The sequence below is a fragment of the Nonomuraea sp. NPDC050478 genome (genome assembly GCF_044458265.1).
GTDB classification, from domain to species: domain Bacteria; phylum Actinomycetota; class Actinomycetes; order Streptosporangiales; family Streptosporangiaceae; genus Nonomuraea; species Nonomuraea ferruginea.
The window spans coordinates 823910-842657 of the sequence record NZ_JBITHT010000004.1 but is presented as its reverse complement, the minus strand read 5'-3'; the positions used below and the strand labels follow the sequence as shown (position 1 = coordinate 842657).

The window sequence follows — 18748 nt, the reverse complement described above, 5'->3', positions numbered from 1 at the left end:
ATTCCGGAAGGCGGCAGGCGGGCACAAATCGTGCGGAGGCTCCCCCGACTCCTGCGAGGTGTGGGCATGGTTCCGCTGATCGGGATCGAAGAGGAGTACCTCGTCGTCGATCCGTACACCCGCCACGTCACCCCACGTGCGGCCGACGTCCTCGCCGCCGCCACGGACGTGCTCGACGTGGCCCACGAGATCACCAGGTTCCAGGTGGAGGCCCGCAGCGCGCCCTCCGCCGACCTGGCCGAGCTCGGCGCCCAGTTGCGGGCCGCGCGCAAGGAGGTCGCCGGGGCCGCCCGCTCGTGCGGGCTCGCCGTCGTCGCCAGCGGCATCCCGGTGCTAGGCAACGTCATGACGCCGCCGCTCAGCGACGACGCCCGCTACGAGCAGGGGCGCAGCCTCTACAGGGCGCTGCAGGACGAGATCAGCATCTGCGCCCTGCACGTGCACGTCGACGTGCCGGACGAGGAGCACGCCGTCTACGTCGGCAACCACCTGCGGCCCTGGCTGCCCACGCTGATCGCGCTGGCCGCCAACTCGCCGTTCTTCGTCGGCCGAGACACCGGCTACGCCTCCTGGCGGGTGATCAGCTGGGGCCGGTGGCCCGTCTCCGGCGCGCCCCCGTACTTCCCCACCTTCGGCGACTACGAGCTGGCCGTGCGCGCGCTCGCCGAGTCGGGCGCCCTCATGGACCCGAAGACCGTCTTCTGGGACGCCCGGCCCTCACCCCGGCTGCCCACGGTCGAGGTGCGGGTGGCTGACGTGCCGCTCGACGTGAACGACAGCCTCACCATCATCGGGCTGGTGCGCGGCCTGGTCGTCAGGGCACTGGCCGACGTGGCCCGCGGCGACCGCGGCCTGCCGATCCCGTCGGAGGTGGTGCGCGCCGCCTACTGGCGTGCCGCCCGCGACGGGCTCACCGGCGACAGCCTCGACGTCCGCCACGGCACGCTCGTGCCCGCCCCGCTGATGGCCCGCCGCCTCCTGGCCCACGTGAGCGACGCCCTGTCGGAGGCCGGCGACCTGCCCTACGTCGAGGACGGGCTGGAACGCCTGCTCGACAAGGGCTCCGGCGCCGAACGGCAGCGCCGCGTGCACGCCCGCGAGCAGGACCTCACCGAGGTGGTCGACGACCTCATCGAGGCCACCGTCGCCTGACGCCCTACGCACGCAGCCGGAGACCGCGCGGGGTGGGGTGGAAACCGGCTTCTTCCAGGGCGGCTCCCAGCGGCGAGTCGACGATCGGCTCGCCGTCGGCCCGCTCCACCGTCAGCTTGCCCAGCACGCCGTCGCGTACGGCCAGCGCCAGCGCGTCGACGGCGGGCCGCAGCCGGTCGTCGTCGGCGAACGACAGCAGCGTCTTGCCGCCCCGCTCGACGTAGAGCACCAGCCGCCCGTCGACCAGCACCACCAGCGCCCCGGCCTTCCTGCCCGGCTTGTGGGCCACCTCGCCGGGATGCGCCGGCCAGGGCAGCGCCGCCCCGTAGGGGTTGGCCGGATCGGCCGCGGCCAGCACCACGGCCCGGCGCTCCTCCCCGGGCGGGCCGTCGGGGGAGGAGGGCGCCATCGCGCGCATCCGATCGACCGCCCCCGGCAGCGCGAACTGGGCCCCGCCGAGCCCTTCGACGAAGTAGCCGCGCCGGCACCGCCCGCTCTCCTCGTAGGCGCGCAGCACCTGGTAGACCGGCGAGAACCCGCCCGGCAGCCGCTCGGCGGTGACCGCCCCGCGCGTCACCACGCCGTGCCGCTCCAGCAGCACCTCCGCCTGCGCCTGAGCCCGCAGGGTCGCTTCGGCGGCCGGCTCCGGCAGCAGCCACCAGCGCCCCGCCACCGTGGGCGGCCCGCTGCGGCTCGGCAGCACCGCCCGCCGCCCGCGGGTCGCCGGCCGGTGGGCGGGCCGCCCCGAGCCGAGCGCGGCCCGCATCGGCGCCAGCGTGTCGCCCGACACCCGCCCCGCCCACACCAGGTCCCACAGCGCCGTCGCCACCGCCTGGTCGTCGAGCAGCCCCAGCCGGTCGGCGAGCTGACGGAAGAACAGCGCGCCGCCCCCGCTCAGCTCCTCGAGGATGCGCTCGTGCACCGGCGTCACCGTGATCTCGCCCGCCTCAGGGAGCAGCAGCGGCGCGGTGTCGGCGAAGTAGAGGGCCACCCAGCCGTCGCCGCCCGGCAGCGACCCCTGCCCGGCCCACACCACCTCGCCGGCCGCGGTCAGCTCGTCGAGCAGCCCCGGGTGGTAGCCCGGCACCCGCGACGGCAGCACCAGCGTCTCCAGCGCCGAGGCCGGCACCGCCGCGCCCTGCAGCAGCTCGATGGCGCGGACGAGGGAGTCCATGGCCCGCGCGCCGCCTTCCCGCCCGCCGCGCGGGCCGCCGGTGATGCCGTGCCAGGCCGGGGTGAACACCGCGAGCGTCTCCGGCGGGACAGGCTCCACCTCTTTGCGCAGCCGGGCCAGCGACCTGCGGCGCAGCATCCGCAGCACGCCCGCGTCGCACCACTCCTCGCCCCGCCCGCCCGGCCGGAACTCGCCGTTGACCACCCGCCCGGACACGGCCAGCCTGCGCAGCGCGTCGGCCACCACGGCCACGCCGAGCCCGAACCGGCCGGCCGCGGTCGAGGCGTGGAACGGGCCCCGGGTGCGGGCGTGGCGGGCCAGCAGGTCGGCCAGGGGGTCGGCCACCGGCTCCAGGAACGCGTGCGGCACCCCCACCGGCAGCGGCGTCCCCAGCGCGTCGCGCATCCTGGCGGCGTCCTCGACCGCCGCCCACTGCTCCTCGCCCGCGACGCGCACCCTGATCGCCCGCCGCGCCCGCTCCAGCTCCTCCAGCCAGGCCGGGTCGCCGCCGCGCACGCTCACGTCGGGCGCCAGCAGCGGCCCGTGAGAGCGCAGCAGGTCGGCCAGGGCCTCCACGTCACGCAGCGGCCGATCGAGCCTGGCGAGCTCACGCTCGGTGTCGGAGATCACGTCAGGGTCGAGCAGCTCGCGCAGGTCGGCCTGGCCCAGCAGCTCGGCCAGCAGCGACGTGTCCAGCGCCAGCGCCTGCGCGCGCCGCTCGGCCAGCGGCGCGTCTCCCTCGTACATGAACGCGCCCACGTAGTGGAACAGCAGCGAGGCCGCGAACGGCGACGCCTGCCCCGTCTCCACCTCGACCACCCGCACCCGCCGGGCCGCGATGTCGCGCATCAGCTCGACCAGCCCCGGCACGTCGAAGACGTCCTGCAGGCACTCGCGCATCGTCTCCAGCACGATCGGGAACGACGCGTATCGTGAGGCGACCCCGAGCAGGTGGGCGGCCCGCTGGCGCTGCTGCCACAGCGGGCTGCGCCTTCCCGGCACGCGGCGCGGCAGCAGCAGCGCGCGCCCCGCGCACTCGCGGAACCGGGACGCGAACAGCGCCGACCCGCCCAGCTCCTCCGTCACGATCTGCTCGATCTCCTCGGCGTCGAACGCCGCCACGTCGGACGGCGGCTCTGCCAGGGTGTCGGGGATGCGCAGCACCACGCCGTCGTCGGAGTGGACCGCCTGCACGTCGACGCCGTAGCGCTCGCGCAGCCGCCGGTTGATGGCCAGCGCCCACGGGGCGTGCACCCGCGCGCCGTAGGGAGAGTGGATCACCACCCGCCAGTCGCCCAGCTCGTCGTGGAACCGCTCCACCACCAGCGTCTTGTCGTCGGGCACGTAACCCGTGGCCGCGCGCTGCTCGCGCAGGTAGGACAGCAGGTTTCCGGCGGCGTAGGAGTCGAGCCCGGCCTCGCGCAGCCGCTCCGGCGAGTCGTCCTTGGCCTGCTCGCGCAGGAACGCGCCGATGGCCCGGCCCAGCTCGGCCGGGCGGCCGGGAGTGTCGCCGTGCCAGAACGGCAGCTTGCCCGGCTGGCCGGGAGCGGGCGAGACCAGCACCCGGTCGGCGGTGATGTCCTCGATCCGCCACGACGACGCGCCCAGCACGAACACGTCGCCCACCCGTGACTCGTAGACCATCTCCTCGTCGAGCTCGCCCACCCGCGAGGCCCGCTCGCCGACCAGGAACACGCCGAACAGGCCCCGGTCGGGGATCGTGCCGCCGTTGGTGACGGCCAGCCGCTGCGCGCCGGGCCGGCCCCGCAGCGTGCCCGTCACCCGGTCCCACACGACGCGCGGGCGCAGCTCGGCGAACTCCTCGCTCGGGTAGCGGCCCGCGAGCATGTCGAGCGTCGCCTCCAGCGCGCTCCTGGGCAGGGTCGCGTACGGGGCCGCGCGCCTGACCACGGTCTCCAGCTCCTCGACGGTCCACTCGTCGAGCGCCGTCATCGCCACGATCTGCTGGGCCAGCACGTCGAGCGGGTTGCGCGGATAGCGGAGCTCCTCGATCAGGCCGCTCTTCATGCGCTCGGCCACCACGGCCGTCTGCACCAGGTCGCCGCGGTACTTGGGGAAGATCACGCCCTTGGACACCGCGCCCACCTGGTGACCGGCCCGGCCGATGCGCTGCAGCCCGCTCGCCACGCTCGGCGGCGCCTCCACGCACGCCACCAGGTCGACCGCGCCCATGTCGATGCCCAGCTCCAGGCTGGAGGTGGCGACCACGGCGGGCAGCCGCCCCGACTTGAGCGCCTCCTCGATCTGCGCCCGCTCCTGCTTGGACACCGAGCCGTGATGGGCGCGCACGACCTCAGGGCCGACGCCCTTGCTCGCCCCGGCCTGCGCCATCATCTCGGCCGGCGGGCGGTCCCACGCCGACAGGTCGACCTCGCCCCCGCGGCGGGCGAGCGCCAGCTCGTTGAGACGGGTGCAGAGCCGCTCGGCCAGCCGCCGCGAGTTGGCGAACACGATCGTCGAGTCATGGGCCGCGATCAGGTCGAACAGCCGGTCCTCGACATGCGGCCAGATCGACCGGGTGGCCGGGTCGGGCGCGAACTCCTCCGCCTCGGCGGGGGACGGGCCCGCCTCCACCTCGGTCATGTCCTCGACCGGGACGACCACCTGGACCTCGATGCGCTTGTCGGCCGGCGGCTGCACCACCGTCGCCGCGCGCGGACCGCCGAGGAACGCCGCGACCTCGCTCACCGGCCGCACCGTCGCCGACAGGCCGATCCGCTGGGCGGGCCGCTCAAGCAGCGCGTCGAGCCGCTCCAGCGTCAGCGCCAGGTGGGCGCCCCGCTTGGTCGCGGCCACCGCGTGCACCTCGTCGACGATCACCGTCTCCACGCCGCGCAGCGCCTCCCGCGCCTGGCTGGTCAGCAGCAGGAACAGCGACTCCGGCGTGGTGATGAGGATGTCGGACGGCTTGGCGGCGAACCTCCTGCGGTCCTCGGCGGGCGTGTCGCCCGAGCGGATCGCCACCGAGATCTCCGGCACCGGCAGCCCCAGCCGCCGCGCCGTCTGCTTCAGCCCCGCCAGCGGAGCGCGCAGGTTTCGCTCGACGTCGACGGCCAGCGCCTTCAGCGGCGACACGTACACCACCCGCGTGCCCTTCGCGGGCGGCTCGGCCGCCAGCCGGTCGAGCGACCACAGGAAGGCCGCCAGCGTCTTGCCGGACCCGGTCGGCGCCACGACCAGCGTGTTGTCACCGCCGGCGATCGACTCCCACGCGCCATCCTGGGCGGCGGTGGGGGCGGCGAAGGCCCCGGAGAACCAGCTGCTGGTCACCTGGCTGAAGCGGTCGAGCGAGCTCACCAGCACATACTGCCTCGCGCCACCGACAGAAAACGCATTGCGGCCGGGCCGCGTGATTGAGCGGGCGCGCGGGCGGACATACACCGACCGTGACCATCGACCACGCGGCCGTCGAGGCCCGCCGCGAGGAGATCAGGCGGCGCTACCTCTTAGCGCGCCGGCCCTCGTCCAGCGCGCGCGGCCTGCACCACATCGCCCTGTTGTCGTCGGACGTGGAACGCACCGTCAAGTTCTACCAGGAGCTGCTGGAGTTCCCGCTGACGGAGATCTTCGAGAACCGCGACTACAAGGGCTCGAGCCACTTCTTCTTCGACCTCGGCAACGGCAACCTGCTGGCCTTCTTCGACCTCCCCGGCCTCGACCTCGGCCCTTACCAGGAGGTGCTCGGCGGCCTCCACCACATCGCGATCTCCGTCGACCCCGCCACCTGGGAGCGGCTGCGCGGGAAGCTGGAGATGGCCGGCGTGCCGCACCAGATCGAGAGCGGCGCCTCCATCTACTTCAAGGACCCCGACGGCGCCCGGCTGGAGCTGCTCGCCGACCATCTCGGTGAGATGTACGGCGCGCGTGTGCTGTGACGCCGTGATCTAACGCCGCGACGCGCGGCGCGTGCGCGGACGGCCCGCCCGCGGCTCCTGCCGGATCCCGGCATGCCGCTCGGACCTCTCCGCCTTCTCCTTCCGTACGGCCTCGCGCCGCAATGACAGTAAGTGGCGGCGCTTCGCCCTGTTGGCCTTGGCCTTGACTGACTTGGGGGGTGAGGGTTTCGCGGTCTTCGCCATCAGAGTCGCGCGGAGGGGGACCGCCTGCCTCAGCCGGCGGGGGGATCCGCGCTTCCTCCCTTCCGGGTCTCCGGCACATGCCGATGCCGTGGTTCGAAGGCGGGTGATACGCAGGTCGTTCACGTTCCCGTTGCGTCCTACCCACTCCCGGGGCCGATCCATACTTGAGTGATGCGCCTGACTGAGTTCTGGAGAAGGATGCGCCTGCACTTCGGCGACACCTACGCCGAGTCGTGGGCGCGTGACTACGTGATCGCGCCGCTCGGCGGGCGCACCGTGGTGCAGGCGCTGGCCGACGGCGAGAGCGCCAAGACCGTCTGGCGGGCCGTCTGCCAGGTCGAGGACGTCTCCCCCCGGCTACGCTGAGCCCAGCGTCTCCCTCAGAGCGCGCGCCGTGCGATCGAGGTCGTCGGCGCCGCCCGTGCCGCCGGGCGCCCAGAGAAACAGCCAGCCCCGCTCCGACGGCGTGGCGAAGACCAGGGTCTGCCTGCTCGTGTGCGGATGCCACACCCACAACAGCGGCTCCTCCTCGCCCACCATCCGGCTCACCAGCCCGTGGCGAGGGAGCACCTCGGCGAGGCCCTGCAGATGAGCGCGCCGTTCGCTGGTGTACGAGCTCGCCACGTGGTCACCTCCTGCCCTCTTCCCAGGAGTCTCCCCAGGCTGCGGGAACGCATCCGGGCGCGGGCGGACTTCCTCGCGGACGTGCGTGTGATCGAACAGCCGTTCGGCTACGATGGGCTCGCCGGGCCACGTCTTCCACGACCGCTTCCGGGAAAATGTCGGTGGCAGACCGTAGCTTTCACTCGACTGATTCCGACCACGACCCTCCAGAGGGAGCTCCCATGGCTATCAACGACCGCGAGAAGGCCCTCGAGACCGCCCTCGCCCAGATCGAGCGGCAGTTCGGCAAGGGTTCCGTCATGCGCCTCGGTGATGACGCCCGAGCCCCCATCGAGGTGATCCCGACCGGGTCGATCTCCCTCGACGTCGCGCTCGGCATCGGCGGCCTGCCGCGCGGCAGGATCGTCGAGATCTACGGTCCGGAGTCCTCCGGCAAGACCACCATCGCGCTGCACGCGGTGGCCAACGCGCAGCGGGCCGGCGGCATCGCGGCGTTCATCGACGCCGAGCACGCCCTCGACCCCGAATACGCCAAGAAGCTCGGCGTCGACACCGACGCCCTGCTGGTCTCCCAGCCCGACACCGGCGAGCAGGCGCTGGAGATCGCCGACATGCTGATCAGGTCCGGCGCCGTCGACATCATCGTCATCGACTCGGTGGCCGCCCTGGTGCCCAAGGCCGAGATCGAGGGCGAGATGGGCGACAGCCACGTCGGCCTCCAGGCCCGCCTGATGTCCCAGGCCCTGCGCAAGGTCGCGGGCGCGCTCAGCAGCACCGGCACCACCGCCATCTTCATCAACCAGCTCCGCGAGAAGATCGGCGTGATGTTCGGCAGCCCCGAGACCACGACCGGTGGCAAGGCGCTCAAGTTCTACGCCTCGGTCCGCCTCGACATCCGCCGCATCGAGACCCTCAAGGACGGCACCGAAGCGGTCGGCAACCGGACCCGCGTCAAGGTGGTCAAGAACAAGATGGCCCCGCCCTTCCGGGTGGCCGACTTCGACATCCTCTACGGGGTGGGCGTCTCCCGCGAGGGCGGCCTCATCGACATGGGCGTCGAGCACGGCTTCGTCCGCAAGTCCGGCGCCTGGTACACCTACGAGGGCGACCAGCTCGGCCAGGGCAAGGAGAACGCGCGCAACTTCCTGCGCAACCACCCCGACATGGCCAACGAGATCGAGAAGAAGATCAAGGACAAGCTGGGCGTGGGCCCGCGCCTCGACGAGCCCGCCGAGGCCCCCGCGCCTCCCGCGCCCGCCAAGGCGCCCGCCGCGTCCGGCCGCGGCTCCAAGTCCACGCCGAAGCCTGGTGACGTCTGATCGGTCGGCGCATGAGTGACACGGATCCGGCGCCCCGCGACCGGGGCGCCCCGGCCTCATCCCGCCGCAAACCCCGGCGACCCTCATCCGAGGGCGCCCCACCCGGCGGGCGCCACCCTTTCTTCGGCGGCCGCGCCCCGGGGGAGCAGCCGCCGCCTGAAGACACCTGGTGGACACGGCCCGCGGGCGAATCCCAGCAAAGCCACCCCTTCTGGGGCGATCCGGCTCCTGCTGAGGGTGAATCCGGGAAGCGGGCCGGTGAAGAGCTGTCCCTGGAGGGGCGGGCGGCTGGTGGTTTCTCCGTGCGGGAGCGGGCCGCTGAGGAGGTGTCCCAGGAGGGGCGACAGGCCGCTGCGGGGTGGTCTGCGGGCAACTCCTCCGTGCGGGGGCAGGTTGGTGAAGAGCTGTCCCTGGAGGGGCGGGCAGGTCGAGCGGCGGGTGGCTTCTCCGTACGGGAGCGGGCCTCCGAGGAGGCTTCCCCGGAGGCGCCACGGGACGATCCGGCCGCTGCGGGGCAGTCTGAGGGCAACTCCTCCGTACGGGGACGGGTTGGTGAAGAGCTGTCCCTGGAGGGGCGGGCGGATCGAGCGGCGGGTGGCTTCTCCGTACGGGAGCGGGAGGCGTCCCTGGAAGAGCGACGGGACGATCGGGACGCTTCGGGGCAGCCTGGGGGAAACTTCTTCGTACGGGGGCAGGTTGGTGAAGAGCTGTCCGTGGAGAGGCGCGGAGTGGGGCGGTCTGAAGCTGTCCGCGGGCAGGCGCCCATGGGGTTGTCCCCGGAGGAGTTCCGGCGGGATCCGGATACGGCGGGGCGACCTGTGGATGGATCCTTCACGTCGGAGGGGGTTGACGAGGGACCGTCCTCGGAGGCGCGGCGTGAGTCTCTAGTGTCCGAAGGGGGCTCTCTGGAGGCTCAGCCGATAGAGGGGCGGGTGGTCTCCCAGGAGGCTCTTTCCGTGCCTGGCTTCACATCGGGAGCCGTCAGCGGATCCTCCGCAGCGGAGCCGGGTGACGGACTTACTAGTGGGGCTCGGGCCGATGGTGATTCGGGCGCGGAGTCTGACGGTCCTTCCAGTGAGGCTCGGGACGATGGTGTTGCCCGCGGGGAGTCTGACGGTCCTTTCAGCGAGGCTCGGGGCGATGGTGCTTCCCGTGATGAACGGTCCGACGGCTCTTCCGATGTGGTGCGGGTCGATGGTGCTTTCAGCGGGGTGCGGGCCGATGGTGGTTCAGGTGAGGAACGGTCTGACGGTCCTTTAAGCGAGGCTTGGGGTGATGATGCCTCCGGTGAGGAACCGTCTGACGGCTCTTCCGATGTGGTGCGGGTCGATGGTCCTTACAACCCGGTAAGGGCCGATGATGCTTTCGATCGGGTGCGGGCTGATGGTGCTTCGTCTGGGGAACGGGCCGGTGGCGGTGCTGCTGCTGAAAGACGGGTCGGCGGTGGGCGCTCGGGCGGGGAGCGGGCCGGTTCGGTTTTCCGGCGAGGCGATGGGTTGACTGATCAGGGGGTTTCGAGGAAGAGGTCTTCTCCGGCGACGAGTGGTGGGAGCGGTGGTTGGCCTTCGCCTGAAGAGTGGCGCGAGCAGCGCCGTCGTCAGCGGGAATCCGTTGTGAACTCCGATGACATGCTTCCTCCCCCCGCAGGCTCCGACGCTGAAGCCGCAGACCCTCGGCCTGCGTTCCACGGTGAGGAGGGCGGCCCGGACGACGCGGATTCGCGTGGAACGCCGCAGGTCATGTCCGGGAGAAGCGTCGCGTCCGTCGTGAGTGCCTCGCGGCCTGGGCAGACCGCAGAGGAGGGGAGGCCTGACGGAGGTGGGGAGTCCTCTCTTTCTCCCGACGCTGCCCTCGATGAGCAGGACGGTGGTGCGGCGGCTTCCCACTCCGCGTCCGATGGGATGCCAGGCCGTGGCACGGCGTCAGCTGAGCCGCTGGGCAGTGGTGCGATTCCGTCGGCGGATGCATCTGGTGAGGCGTTGAGCGGTGGTGCGGTCACGCTGGAGGATGCGTCCGGTGAGGCGACGGGCGGCGGTGCAGTTCTGTCGAGGGATGCCTCTGGTGAGGCGTTGAGAGGTGGTGCGGTCCCGCTGGAGGATGCCTCGGGTGAGGTGTCGGATGGTGGTGCGGCGTCGGTAGGGGATGGTGAGGTGCCGGGCGACGCGGTGTCGGCGGATGGGGGAATCAGGGCTCCGGGCGGGGCATCGGACGGGGGGACCTGGGCTTCTGCGGGGGTGTCGGACGCAGGGACCGGGACTTCTGCCGGGGTGTCGGACGCAGGGACCGGAACTCGTGTGGGGGAGTCGGCTGCGGGCACGGAGTTCTGGGCGACGCCGGGGGTGGAGCCGGGTTCCGGGGAGAAGGCGAAGAAGGGGCGTAAGGGGAGGCGGTCCGGACGGAAGGCCGGGCGGGGATGGCCGGCTGATGGGCCGGATGCCGGTTCGGGAGCGGCAGCGGCGCCGCCGGCCGATCCTGAGGCGGTGGCGCGGGCGATCTGCCTGCGGCTGCTCACCATGGCGCCCAAGACGCGGGCGCAACTGGCCGAGGCGATGCGGAAGCGGGAGGTGCCCGACGAGGTGGCGGAGTCGGTGCTCGACCGGTTCACCGAGCTGGGGCTCATCAACGACGAGGCGTTCGCCGAGGCCTGGGTCGACTCCCGGCACCATGGCCGGGGCCTGGCCAAGCGGGCTCTGGCCAACGAGTTGCGGCATCGCGGGGTCGACCAGGAGACGGTGAAGGACGCCGTCGAGCGGCTCGATCCGGATCAGGAGGAGGAGACCGCCCGCCGCCTCGTGGAGCGGAAGCTGCCCTCCACTCGCTCCCTGGACTCCAAGGTCCGCACTCGCCGCCTGGCCGGCATGCTCGCGAGAAAGGGCTACCCGCCAGGGCTGTCGTTCCGGGTGATCCGGGAGGCTCTGGAGCAGGAGGGCGTCGAGGTCGAGGACGAGTACCCGTAGGCCGGTGGTGCGTCAAGCACGAGTACCCGTAGGCCGGTGATGCGTCGAGGTCGCGTATTCGTGGCCCTGGCGGCGGGTGACCTCGGCGAAGCCGGTCTCCGGCAGTGGTACAGGTCCTGGGCGGGGGCTGGAGCCCGGCAGGGTTTCTTGCGTGGCCCCGTACCGAGTCGCCGGGAGATTCGTCGCTGTTCAACGAATTCACCTGTGTGGCCGTCTGGAGAGGGAGGCTACGAAGAAGGTGAAGATCATTTGGACGACGAGTCGTGGTTCGCGGAGTTCGTCGCCGAGCGGGCCGACGCGTTGCTGCGTTACGGGTACGTGCTCAGCGGCAACCCGCACGATGCGGCCGACCTGACGCAGGAGGCCCTCATCAGGCTGCACCGGGCCTGGCCGAGGGTGCGGCGGAAGCAGGACCCGGAGAGCTACACGCGGGTGATCATGGCCAGGCTGCACATCAGCGTCTGGCGGTTACGCCGCAGGGAGCGGCTGGCGTGGGATCCGCCGGAGGAGTCGTACGTGGACGCGCCACCGTCCGATGGCGAGTACGGGCTGTGGCGGGCGCTGGAAGGGCTGCCGCGTAAGCAGCGGGTGGTGCTGGTGCTGCGTTACTACGAGCAGCTGACCGACGCGGAGATCGCCCGGGTGCTGGGGATCTCGCAGGGGACGGTGCGTAGTCACGCCTCGCTCGGCTTGGGCAAGTTGCGGGCCGTCGTGGCCCGATCCGCATCGGCGAACGGGAGGTCGTCATGAGCACGGAGCTGGAGGACGGCCTCCGCCGGGCGCTGGGGAAGGCCGCGGAGCGCGCGCCGCGGGCGCCGTCCGATCTGTCGGGGCGGATGGTGACGCGGTCGCGGAAGCGGCGGGCGCGCGGGCAGGCGCTGATCGCGGCCGTGGCGGTGGTGGTGATCGCTGGCGGTGTCGGGGCGGTGGTTCGGGGCGCCGGGAACGACTCCGGCCCGGCATCGGGGCGGTCCGAGATCGAGATCCCGAGGGATGCGAGGGAGCCCGAGACGACGCCGGGCGGGCCGTTCCAGACGGACCAGCCAGGGGAGCCCGAGGCGACGTCCGGCGGGCCGCCGCAGGGAGATCGGCAGCCGCCGGCGAAGATCCCGCCCGCCCTGGAGAAGGTCTGGCCGGAGGCGGTGTGGCGGATCCCGGACAAGCTTCCGAACGGCCGCGAGTTCCACCCGCAGGCGTTCATCGACGACCGCACCCTCCTGGTGGAGACCTGGGCCGGTCACGAGCAGGCCAACGCGATCTACGCCTACGACGTCGAGACCCGGAAGACCCGCAAGATCACTACCATCCGCACCTCCATGGGCAAGTACGCCGACGGCTTCCAGGTGGTCGGCGACCGCGTCTACTTCGAGGCGTTCGGCGACAACGGCGCCTCCCGGTTCTGGTGGGTGCCCCTCCGAGGCGGCGAGCCGCGGGAGATCCGCATGACGGAGACGATCCGCGGCCGGTCCGACGTCTTCGCCGTGGACGGTGACCGACTGGCCTTCTCACTGGTAGAGGACGGCGGCGTCTACACCGTCCCCGTCAAGGGCGGCGCCCCCACGCCGGTGCCGGGAGCGGAGCGGCACCACATCCTGCGCTGGCCGTGGGTGGGTACGCCGGGCGAGTACACGCCGGACAACGAGCCCAGCTTCCAGCGGCTGCTCAACGCCGAGACAGGCGAGGCGAGCACGGCCGTCGTCCATCCGGGCGAGCAGTATGTCCGTTGCGGGCTGACCCATTGCGCGGGCATCCGACAGGACCGCAGCGGCTTCCACCGGATGCGCGACGGCTCGGAAGAACTCGACCTGCCACCGGGGGCCCACGCGGAGCTGGCCGCCGACCGGTTCACGACCGGACGCCTGGACCGGTTCACGGACGGGCAGGTCATGTACGACGTGCGGACGGGCAGGTCGGCGCACCTGGAGCACTCGCCCGGCAAGGAGGGCGGCGCCGCCGTCGTCCGGCTCAGGTCCGCCCAGGGCCCACTCGTCGTTCACCGGTTGCCCGGCGAATATCAGATCATCAACCTGGACAGGATCGGCTGACGAGGGAAGACGGAGGTGGCGGGTAAGACACGCTTGGTGAGTCGTTTGCTTGCTCGTGACCTGTTCGACGCATAACCTCGACGGCAGTGAGGAGTTACTCCGCGCAGTGCGGATTGCCATACCGGTGAACGACATACGAGCGAGTTTGGTTGATCGAGGCGGACGAGGTGCCGGCTGTTGCGGTCGGCACGAAGTCGGCCTGTGCTTGATAGCTGTCCCGGGGCTTTCCGTGCCGCGCCCGTGACCCTCCCGTGCGAGGGCCGCGTTTGTGGGTGTTGACGACGCGAGGAGGGCGGGGCGTACATGGGGCCGCTTGTCGTAGTGCTGTCGGTGGCGGTGCTCGTACTGACCTGCGGGATGATGGCAGCCCTCTTCATCGTCGTCAGGCGCACCTCGGGCGGTGTCCCGAGAGGCGCCAAGCCCTCTCCGGAGCAGTTGGAGGCCGTTCACGACGAGCTGGAGCAGGCTCGTACGGAGGCGGGCCAGATCCGCGACAGGGCCGAGTCCGACGCCGAGGAGATCCTGCGCAGGTCCGAGGCGGCGGCGGAGAGCGCGGCGCAGATGCGGCGGGAGGTCGAGGAGGAGAGCCGGATCCTGAAGTCGGAGCTCAAGGAGCTCCGCACCGACCTGGAGCGCAGGGAGCAGCGGCTGGCCGAGCGGGAGCAGCGGCTCGACGAGGAGGCCAGGCGGCAGGCCGAGCGCGACCGCAAGCTCGCCGAGACGGAGATCGAGCTGGCCGACCGGCGGGCCGAGCTGCTGAAGGTGGAGGAGGAACGGCGGGTCATCCTGGAACGGGTGGCCGGGCTGACCGGCGAGCAGGCCAGGGCCGAGCTGGTGCGCGACATCGAACACCAGGCCAAGCGCGAGGCGGCGCTGATCGTACGGGAGATCGAGGGCGAGGCGCGCCGCGAGGGCGAGAAGCGCGCCACCAAGATCGTGACGCTGGCGGTGCAGCGGATGGCGACCGAGCAGACCGCGGAGTCGGTCGTCAGCGTGCTGCACCTGCCGGGCGACGAGATGAAGGGCCGCATCATCGGCCGTGAGGGCCGCAACATCCGGGCGTTCGAGTCGACCACCGGCGTCAACCTGATCATCGACGACACCCCAGAAGCGGTGCTTCTGTCGTGTTTCGATCCGGTTCGCAGGGAGACGGCGCGGCTCACGCTGGAGAAGCTGGTGCTCGACGGGCGGATCCACCCGCAGCGCATCGAGGAGGCGCACGACCGCAGCCGCGCCGAGGTGCAGGAGCTGTGCGCCCGCGCCGGCGAGGACGCGCTGGTCGAGCTGGGCCTCACCGACATGCACCCGGAGCTGGTGCTGCTGCTCGGCCAGCTCCGCTACCGCACCTCCTACGGACAGAACGTGCTCAAGCACCTCATCGAGTCCGCCCACATCGCTGGCATCATGGCCGCCGAGCTCAAGCTCGACCAGACGCTCATGAAGCGCTGCGCGCTGCTGCACGACATCGGCAAGGCGCTCACCCACGAGGTGGAGGGCAGCCACGCGCTGATCGGCGCGGAGATCGCGCGCCGCTACGGCGAGCAGGAGGACGTGGTGCACGCCATCGAGGCGCACCACAACGAGGTGGAGGTGCGCACCGTCGAGGCGGTGCTCACCCAGGCGGCCGACGCCATCAGCGGCAGCCGTCCCGGCGCCCGCCGCGAGTCGCTGGAGGCGTACGTGAAGCGGCTGGAGCGGCTGGAGGAGATCGCGCAGTCCTACGACGGCGTGGAGAAGGTCTTCGCCATGCAGGCCGGGCGGGAGATCCGGGTGATGGTCAAGCCGGACGCGATCGACGACATCCAGGCGCAGGTGATCGCCCGCGACGTGGCCAAGCAGGTGGAGGAGGAGCTCACCTATCCGGGGCAGATCCGGATCACGGTGGTGCGGGAGTCGCGGGCGACCGAGTTCGCGCGCTGACCTCTCACCGGAAGATCTGCTGGTAGAAGGCGAGCTCGGCGGCGAGCGCGGTGGAGCGGGTCTCGGTGCGGCGGAAGCCGTGCGCCTCGCCGTCGAAGGCCAGGTAGGTGCAGGGGATGCCGCGTTCCGACAGCGTTTCCGCGAAGGCGGCCGACTGCTCCGGCGGCACCACCGGGTCGTCGAGCCCCTGGAGCAGCAGCATCGGGCAGGAGACGCCGCCGGCCAGGGCGAGCGGTTCGCGTTCGGCGTACAGCTGGGGGTCCTCGGGGCCGACGAGCCACTCCACGTAGCGGGATTCGAAGTCGTGGGTGTGCGCGTTGAGCGGGCCCAGGGCGCTCACCCCGTAGTACGAGACGCCGCCGGCGAACGCGCCGGACCGGCAGCAGGCCGCCATCACGGTCCAGCCGCCCGCGCTGCCGCCCCTGACTGCGATCCGGCCGGGGTCGGCGTGCCCTTCGGCGGCCAGCCAGCGGGCGGCGGCCACGGTGTCGGCGACGTCCGCCAGCCCCCACTGCCCTTTCAGCGACTCGCGGTAGGCGCGGCCGTAACCGGTGGAGCCGCCGTAGTTGACGTCGAGCACGCCGATGCCGCGCGAGGTCAGGAACGCCTTGCCGAGGTCGAGCGCGGTGGTGGCGTGCGCGGTCGGCCCGCCGTGCACGAAGATCACGTACGGGTGAGGTCCGTCGGCGGCGTGGTCCGGATGCGCGGGCGGATACAGGAACGCGTGCACCTCCCGGCCGTCCTCGCCCGGCAGCGTCACCGCCCGAGGCTCCGGCAGGTAGGCCGGGTCGGGTAGGCCGCCGGGGTCAGCAGCCAGCACCTCGATCCCGCCGGGGGTTCCGATGGCCGTGGTCACCCGGGTCACGGACATCGGGGTCGCCGGGCCGTACCCGATGCCGAGGACGGAGGTGCCGTCGGCGGCCAGCGTCGGCGCCCACCCCGGGAACGGGGTGTCCAGGTCGGTGAGGATGCCCGTGAGCGGGTCGAGCACGCCGAGCCGCAGGTCGCCGCGCCCGTGCAGGACGGCGAGCCGGCCGTCGGCGAGGACCGCGTACGGGAGGCCGCCCAGATACCACAGCGGCCAGGCGAACTCCTCCTCGCGCGGGCAGAGCGGCTCCGGCTCGCCGCCGCCGATGTCGGCCGCGTACAGGTTCCACCAGCCGGAGCGGTCGGAGATCAGGTAGAGACGGCCGTCGTCGCGCCACTGGGGCGCCAGGACGGACTCCGAGGGGCCGCCGGCCACGGTCCACGTCTCGCCGTCGGACAGGCGGGTGACGCGCAGCTCGGTGCCGTGCCACGGCATCCGGGGATGGTTCCAGCACACGTACGCGAGCAGCCGGCCGTCGGGGGAGAGCGTGGGGAAGGCGTAGAAGTCGTGGCCCGTGACCTGCTCGGCGGCCTCGCCCCCGGCCACCGGGACGGACACGATCGACCGTGAGACCTTGCCGCCGTCGAGGTGGCGTTCGCGGACGCACCACACCTGGTCGTCGCGGACCATCAGGTCGGCGTAGCGGTCGCCCTCGGCAGTGAGCGGCCTGATCTCGCCCGACCGGTCGAGGGTGTGGAGCCGCTGGTCGGTCAGCTCGGTGAAGACGACGTCGCCGCCGGGCGTGACGGCGTAGGGGCGGCCGCCGTACTCGTGCACGCGGGTGCGGGCGTTCCACGGCGGCGGCAGCAGCTCGGTCCGGGCGCCGTCGGCGGTGAGGCGCACGATCGTGGTGCGCCCGCCCTCGCCGGGGCGGTCCTCCGTCCACCAGGCGGCGCCGCCGGACACGACGGGCCAGGCCGGACGAACCGCCGCCCGGGCGACGTCGGAGGTGGAGATGGGTGAGGGCCACAGAGCGGCGGGCATACCCGCATCCTGCCGGAAATCCCCGCCGCTCGTGAGTCAGTCGGTGCTGTCGAGCCCGCCGCCGGAGCGCAGGCCGATCGCCTCCGCGCCGGGGGGCGCCACCGGGGGCGCCGCCGTCTTGCGGCTGCGCCTGCTGCGGCGTTCCAGCCAGTGGGCCAGGTAGCTGAGCGCCATGTTGAGCCCGACGTAGATGATGCCGATGACGATGGCCGCCGGGATCAGCGAGCCGAAGAACACCGCCGGCAGGATCTTGAAGCCGGTGTTGAGCAGGTCGACGTAGGCGATGATGTAGCCGAGCGCGGTGTCCTTGAGCAGCACCACGAGCTGGCTGACGATCGCCGGCATCATGGCCGTGACCGCCTGCGGCAGCAGCACCAGCCGCATCACCTGGTTCTTGCGCATGCCGACCGCGTACGCGGCCTCCGCCTGGCCCTTCGGCACCGAGAGCACGCCGGCCCGGACGACCTCGGCCAGCACCGACCCGTTGTAGAGGGTCAGGCCGAGCACCACGGCCATGAACGCGTAGTCGCCGCCGCCCATCACGGTCGGCGCCAGGTAGAAGATGAAGAAGATCAGCAGCAGCAGCGGGATGGCCCGGAAGACCTCGACCACCAGCCCGGCCGGGATCCGGATCCAGGCGTGGTCGGACAACCGCGCCAGACCGAAGATCGCGCCGAACGCGAGCGCGAGCACCGCGGCCAGCGCGGCGGCCCGCAGCGTGCCGGCCAGGCCGGGCAGGATCCACGTCTGCCAGGTGTAGGGGTCGAGGAACGGCTCCCAGATCTTCCCCTCGAACTGGCCCTTGGCGTCGAAGCCCAGATAGACCCAGTAGGCGATGCCGCCCACGACCAGCACGCTGACCGCGGTGAGCAGGTGGTTGCGCACCCGCCCGCGCGGGCCCGGGGTGTCGAACAGGACGGAAAGGTTCATCGGGCCACCGCCAGACGTCGGGACAACCAACCGGTGAAGTAGCCGATGGGCATGGTCAGGGCCATGAACGCGATGACGATCCCGATGAAGATGGGGATCGACGCGCCGGTGGTGTCGAAGACCTCCTTCATGGTGGCGGCCGCGTCGGCGAGGTAGCCGCCGGCCGTCGCGACCGTGGTGTTCTTGATCATGGCGATCATCACGCTGCCCAGCGGGGCGATGACGGCCCGGAACGCCTGCGGCAGGATGATCAGCCGCAGGGACTGGAAGAACGACAACCCGATCGACCGCGCCGCCTCGGCCTGGCCCAGGGGCACCGTGTTGATGCCGGCCCGCAGCGCCTCGCACACGAACGACGCGGTGTAGAACGACAGGCCCATCGCGACGATCCAGAACGAGTTGACGCTCGGCTCCTGGGAGAACACCAGGCCGAGCTGGTCGCTCAGGCCCAGCGCGGAGAACGCCAGCACCAGCGTCAGCGGCGTGTTGCGCACCACGTTGACGTAGACGGTGGCGGCCGCACGCAGCACCGGCGTCGGCGAGACCCGCATCCCCACGAGGATCGTGCCCAGGATGAGGGAGGCGACCGCGGCCACGAGGGAGAGCTTGACGTTCTCCAGGAAGCCTTCCGCGAGGACGGGCGCGTACTTGATTAGTTCGTCCATCGTGCTCCAC

General features: G+C 72.0%; 13 protein-coding genes. 8 read left to right on the top strand and 5 right to left on the bottom strand.

The window, feature by feature from the left end; genetic code table 11:
* Window positions 1-66: 66 nt before the first annotated feature.
* On the top strand, window positions 67-1152 hold the full coding sequence (locus ACIBF7_RS23810) for a glutamate--cysteine ligase (RefSeq protein ID WP_148033548.1): 1086 nt from the start codon (window positions 67-69) through the stop codon (window positions 1150-1152).
* A 4-nt stretch (window positions 1153-1156) separates the two neighbouring features.
* On the opposite strand, the gene ACIBF7_RS23805 is transcribed toward ACIBF7_RS23810, so the two are convergent.
* Window positions 1157-5644, bottom strand: coding sequence for an ATP-dependent helicase (locus tag ACIBF7_RS23805; RefSeq protein WP_397198178.1), 4488 nt, complete (start codon window positions 5642-5644; stop codon window positions 1157-1159).
* Between the two features lie 89 nt (window positions 5645-5733).
* On the opposite strand from ACIBF7_RS23805, the gene ACIBF7_RS23800 reads away from it, so the two are divergent.
* Complete coding sequence (locus ACIBF7_RS23800; protein ID WP_148033547.1) at window positions 5734-6222, top strand: VOC family protein; 489 nt, start codon at window positions 5734-5736, stop codon at window positions 6220-6222.
* A 375-nt stretch (window positions 6223-6597) separates the two neighbouring features.
* Complete coding sequence (locus ACIBF7_RS23795; protein ID WP_148033546.1) at window positions 6598-6792, top strand: DUF3046 domain-containing protein; 195 nt, start codon at window positions 6598-6600, stop codon at window positions 6790-6792.
* On the opposite strand, the gene ACIBF7_RS23790 is transcribed toward ACIBF7_RS23795, so the two are convergent.
* Window positions 6784-7050, bottom strand: coding sequence for a hypothetical protein (locus tag ACIBF7_RS23790; protein WP_148033545.1), 267 nt, complete (start codon window positions 7048-7050; stop codon window positions 6784-6786). The two genes, ACIBF7_RS23795 and ACIBF7_RS23790, sit on opposite strands and share 9 nt — an antisense overlap.
* Before the next feature lie 221 nt (window positions 7051-7271).
* On the opposite strand from ACIBF7_RS23790, the gene recA reads away from it, so the two are divergent.
* From recA to rny, 5 genes are all read left to right on the top strand, one after another.
* Window positions 7272-8369, top strand: coding sequence for a recombinase RecA (gene recA / locus ACIBF7_RS23785; protein ID WP_148033544.1), 1098 nt, complete (start codon window positions 7272-7274; stop codon window positions 8367-8369).
* Between the two features lie 11 nt (window positions 8370-8380).
* Complete coding sequence (gene recX, locus ACIBF7_RS23780) at window positions 8381-11326, top strand: recombination regulator RecX (RefSeq protein ID WP_397198177.1); 2946 nt, start codon at window positions 8381-8383, stop codon at window positions 11324-11326.
* 249 nt (window positions 11327-11575) lie between these two features.
* A complete protein-coding gene (locus tag ACIBF7_RS23775; RefSeq protein ID WP_364228238.1) occupies window positions 11576-12076 on the top strand; it encodes a SigE family RNA polymerase sigma factor in 501 nt (166 codons plus the stop codon).
* Window positions 12073-13371 (top strand): hypothetical protein, encoded by a 1299-nt coding sequence (locus ACIBF7_RS23770; RefSeq protein WP_364228240.1) that lies wholly within the window; start codon window positions 12073-12075, stop codon window positions 13369-13371. The genes ACIBF7_RS23775 and ACIBF7_RS23770 overlap by 4 nt, the downstream gene beginning before the upstream one ends.
* A gap of 303 nt (window positions 13372-13674) precedes the next feature.
* Window positions 13675-15291 (top strand): ribonuclease Y, encoded by a 1617-nt coding sequence (gene rny / locus ACIBF7_RS23765; RefSeq protein ID WP_148033542.1) that lies wholly within the window; start codon window positions 13675-13677, stop codon window positions 15289-15291.
* A gap of 4 nt (window positions 15292-15295) precedes the next feature.
* Here rny and ACIBF7_RS23760 read toward each other — a convergent pair whose 3' ends face one another.
* The 3 genes from ACIBF7_RS23760 to ACIBF7_RS23750 are packed head-to-tail and all read right to left on the bottom strand — an operon-like array spanning window position 15296 to window position 18738.
* Entirely contained in the window at window positions 15296-17143 is a 1848-nt protein-coding gene (locus ACIBF7_RS23760; RefSeq protein WP_397198176.1) for a S9 family peptidase, read from the bottom strand.
* A gap of 36 nt (window positions 17144-17179) precedes the next feature.
* Window positions 17180-18073: an amino acid ABC transporter permease gene (locus tag ACIBF7_RS23755; protein ID WP_219544158.1), complete on the bottom strand. Its 894-nt coding sequence runs from the start codon at window positions 18071-18073 to the stop codon at window positions 17180-17182.
* A complete protein-coding gene (locus ACIBF7_RS23750; protein WP_219544157.1) occupies window positions 18070-18738 on the bottom strand; it encodes an amino acid ABC transporter permease in 669 nt (222 codons plus the stop codon). Before ACIBF7_RS23750 ends, ACIBF7_RS23755 begins: the two co-directional genes overlap by 4 nt.
* Window positions 18739-18748: the final 10 nt, after the last annotated feature.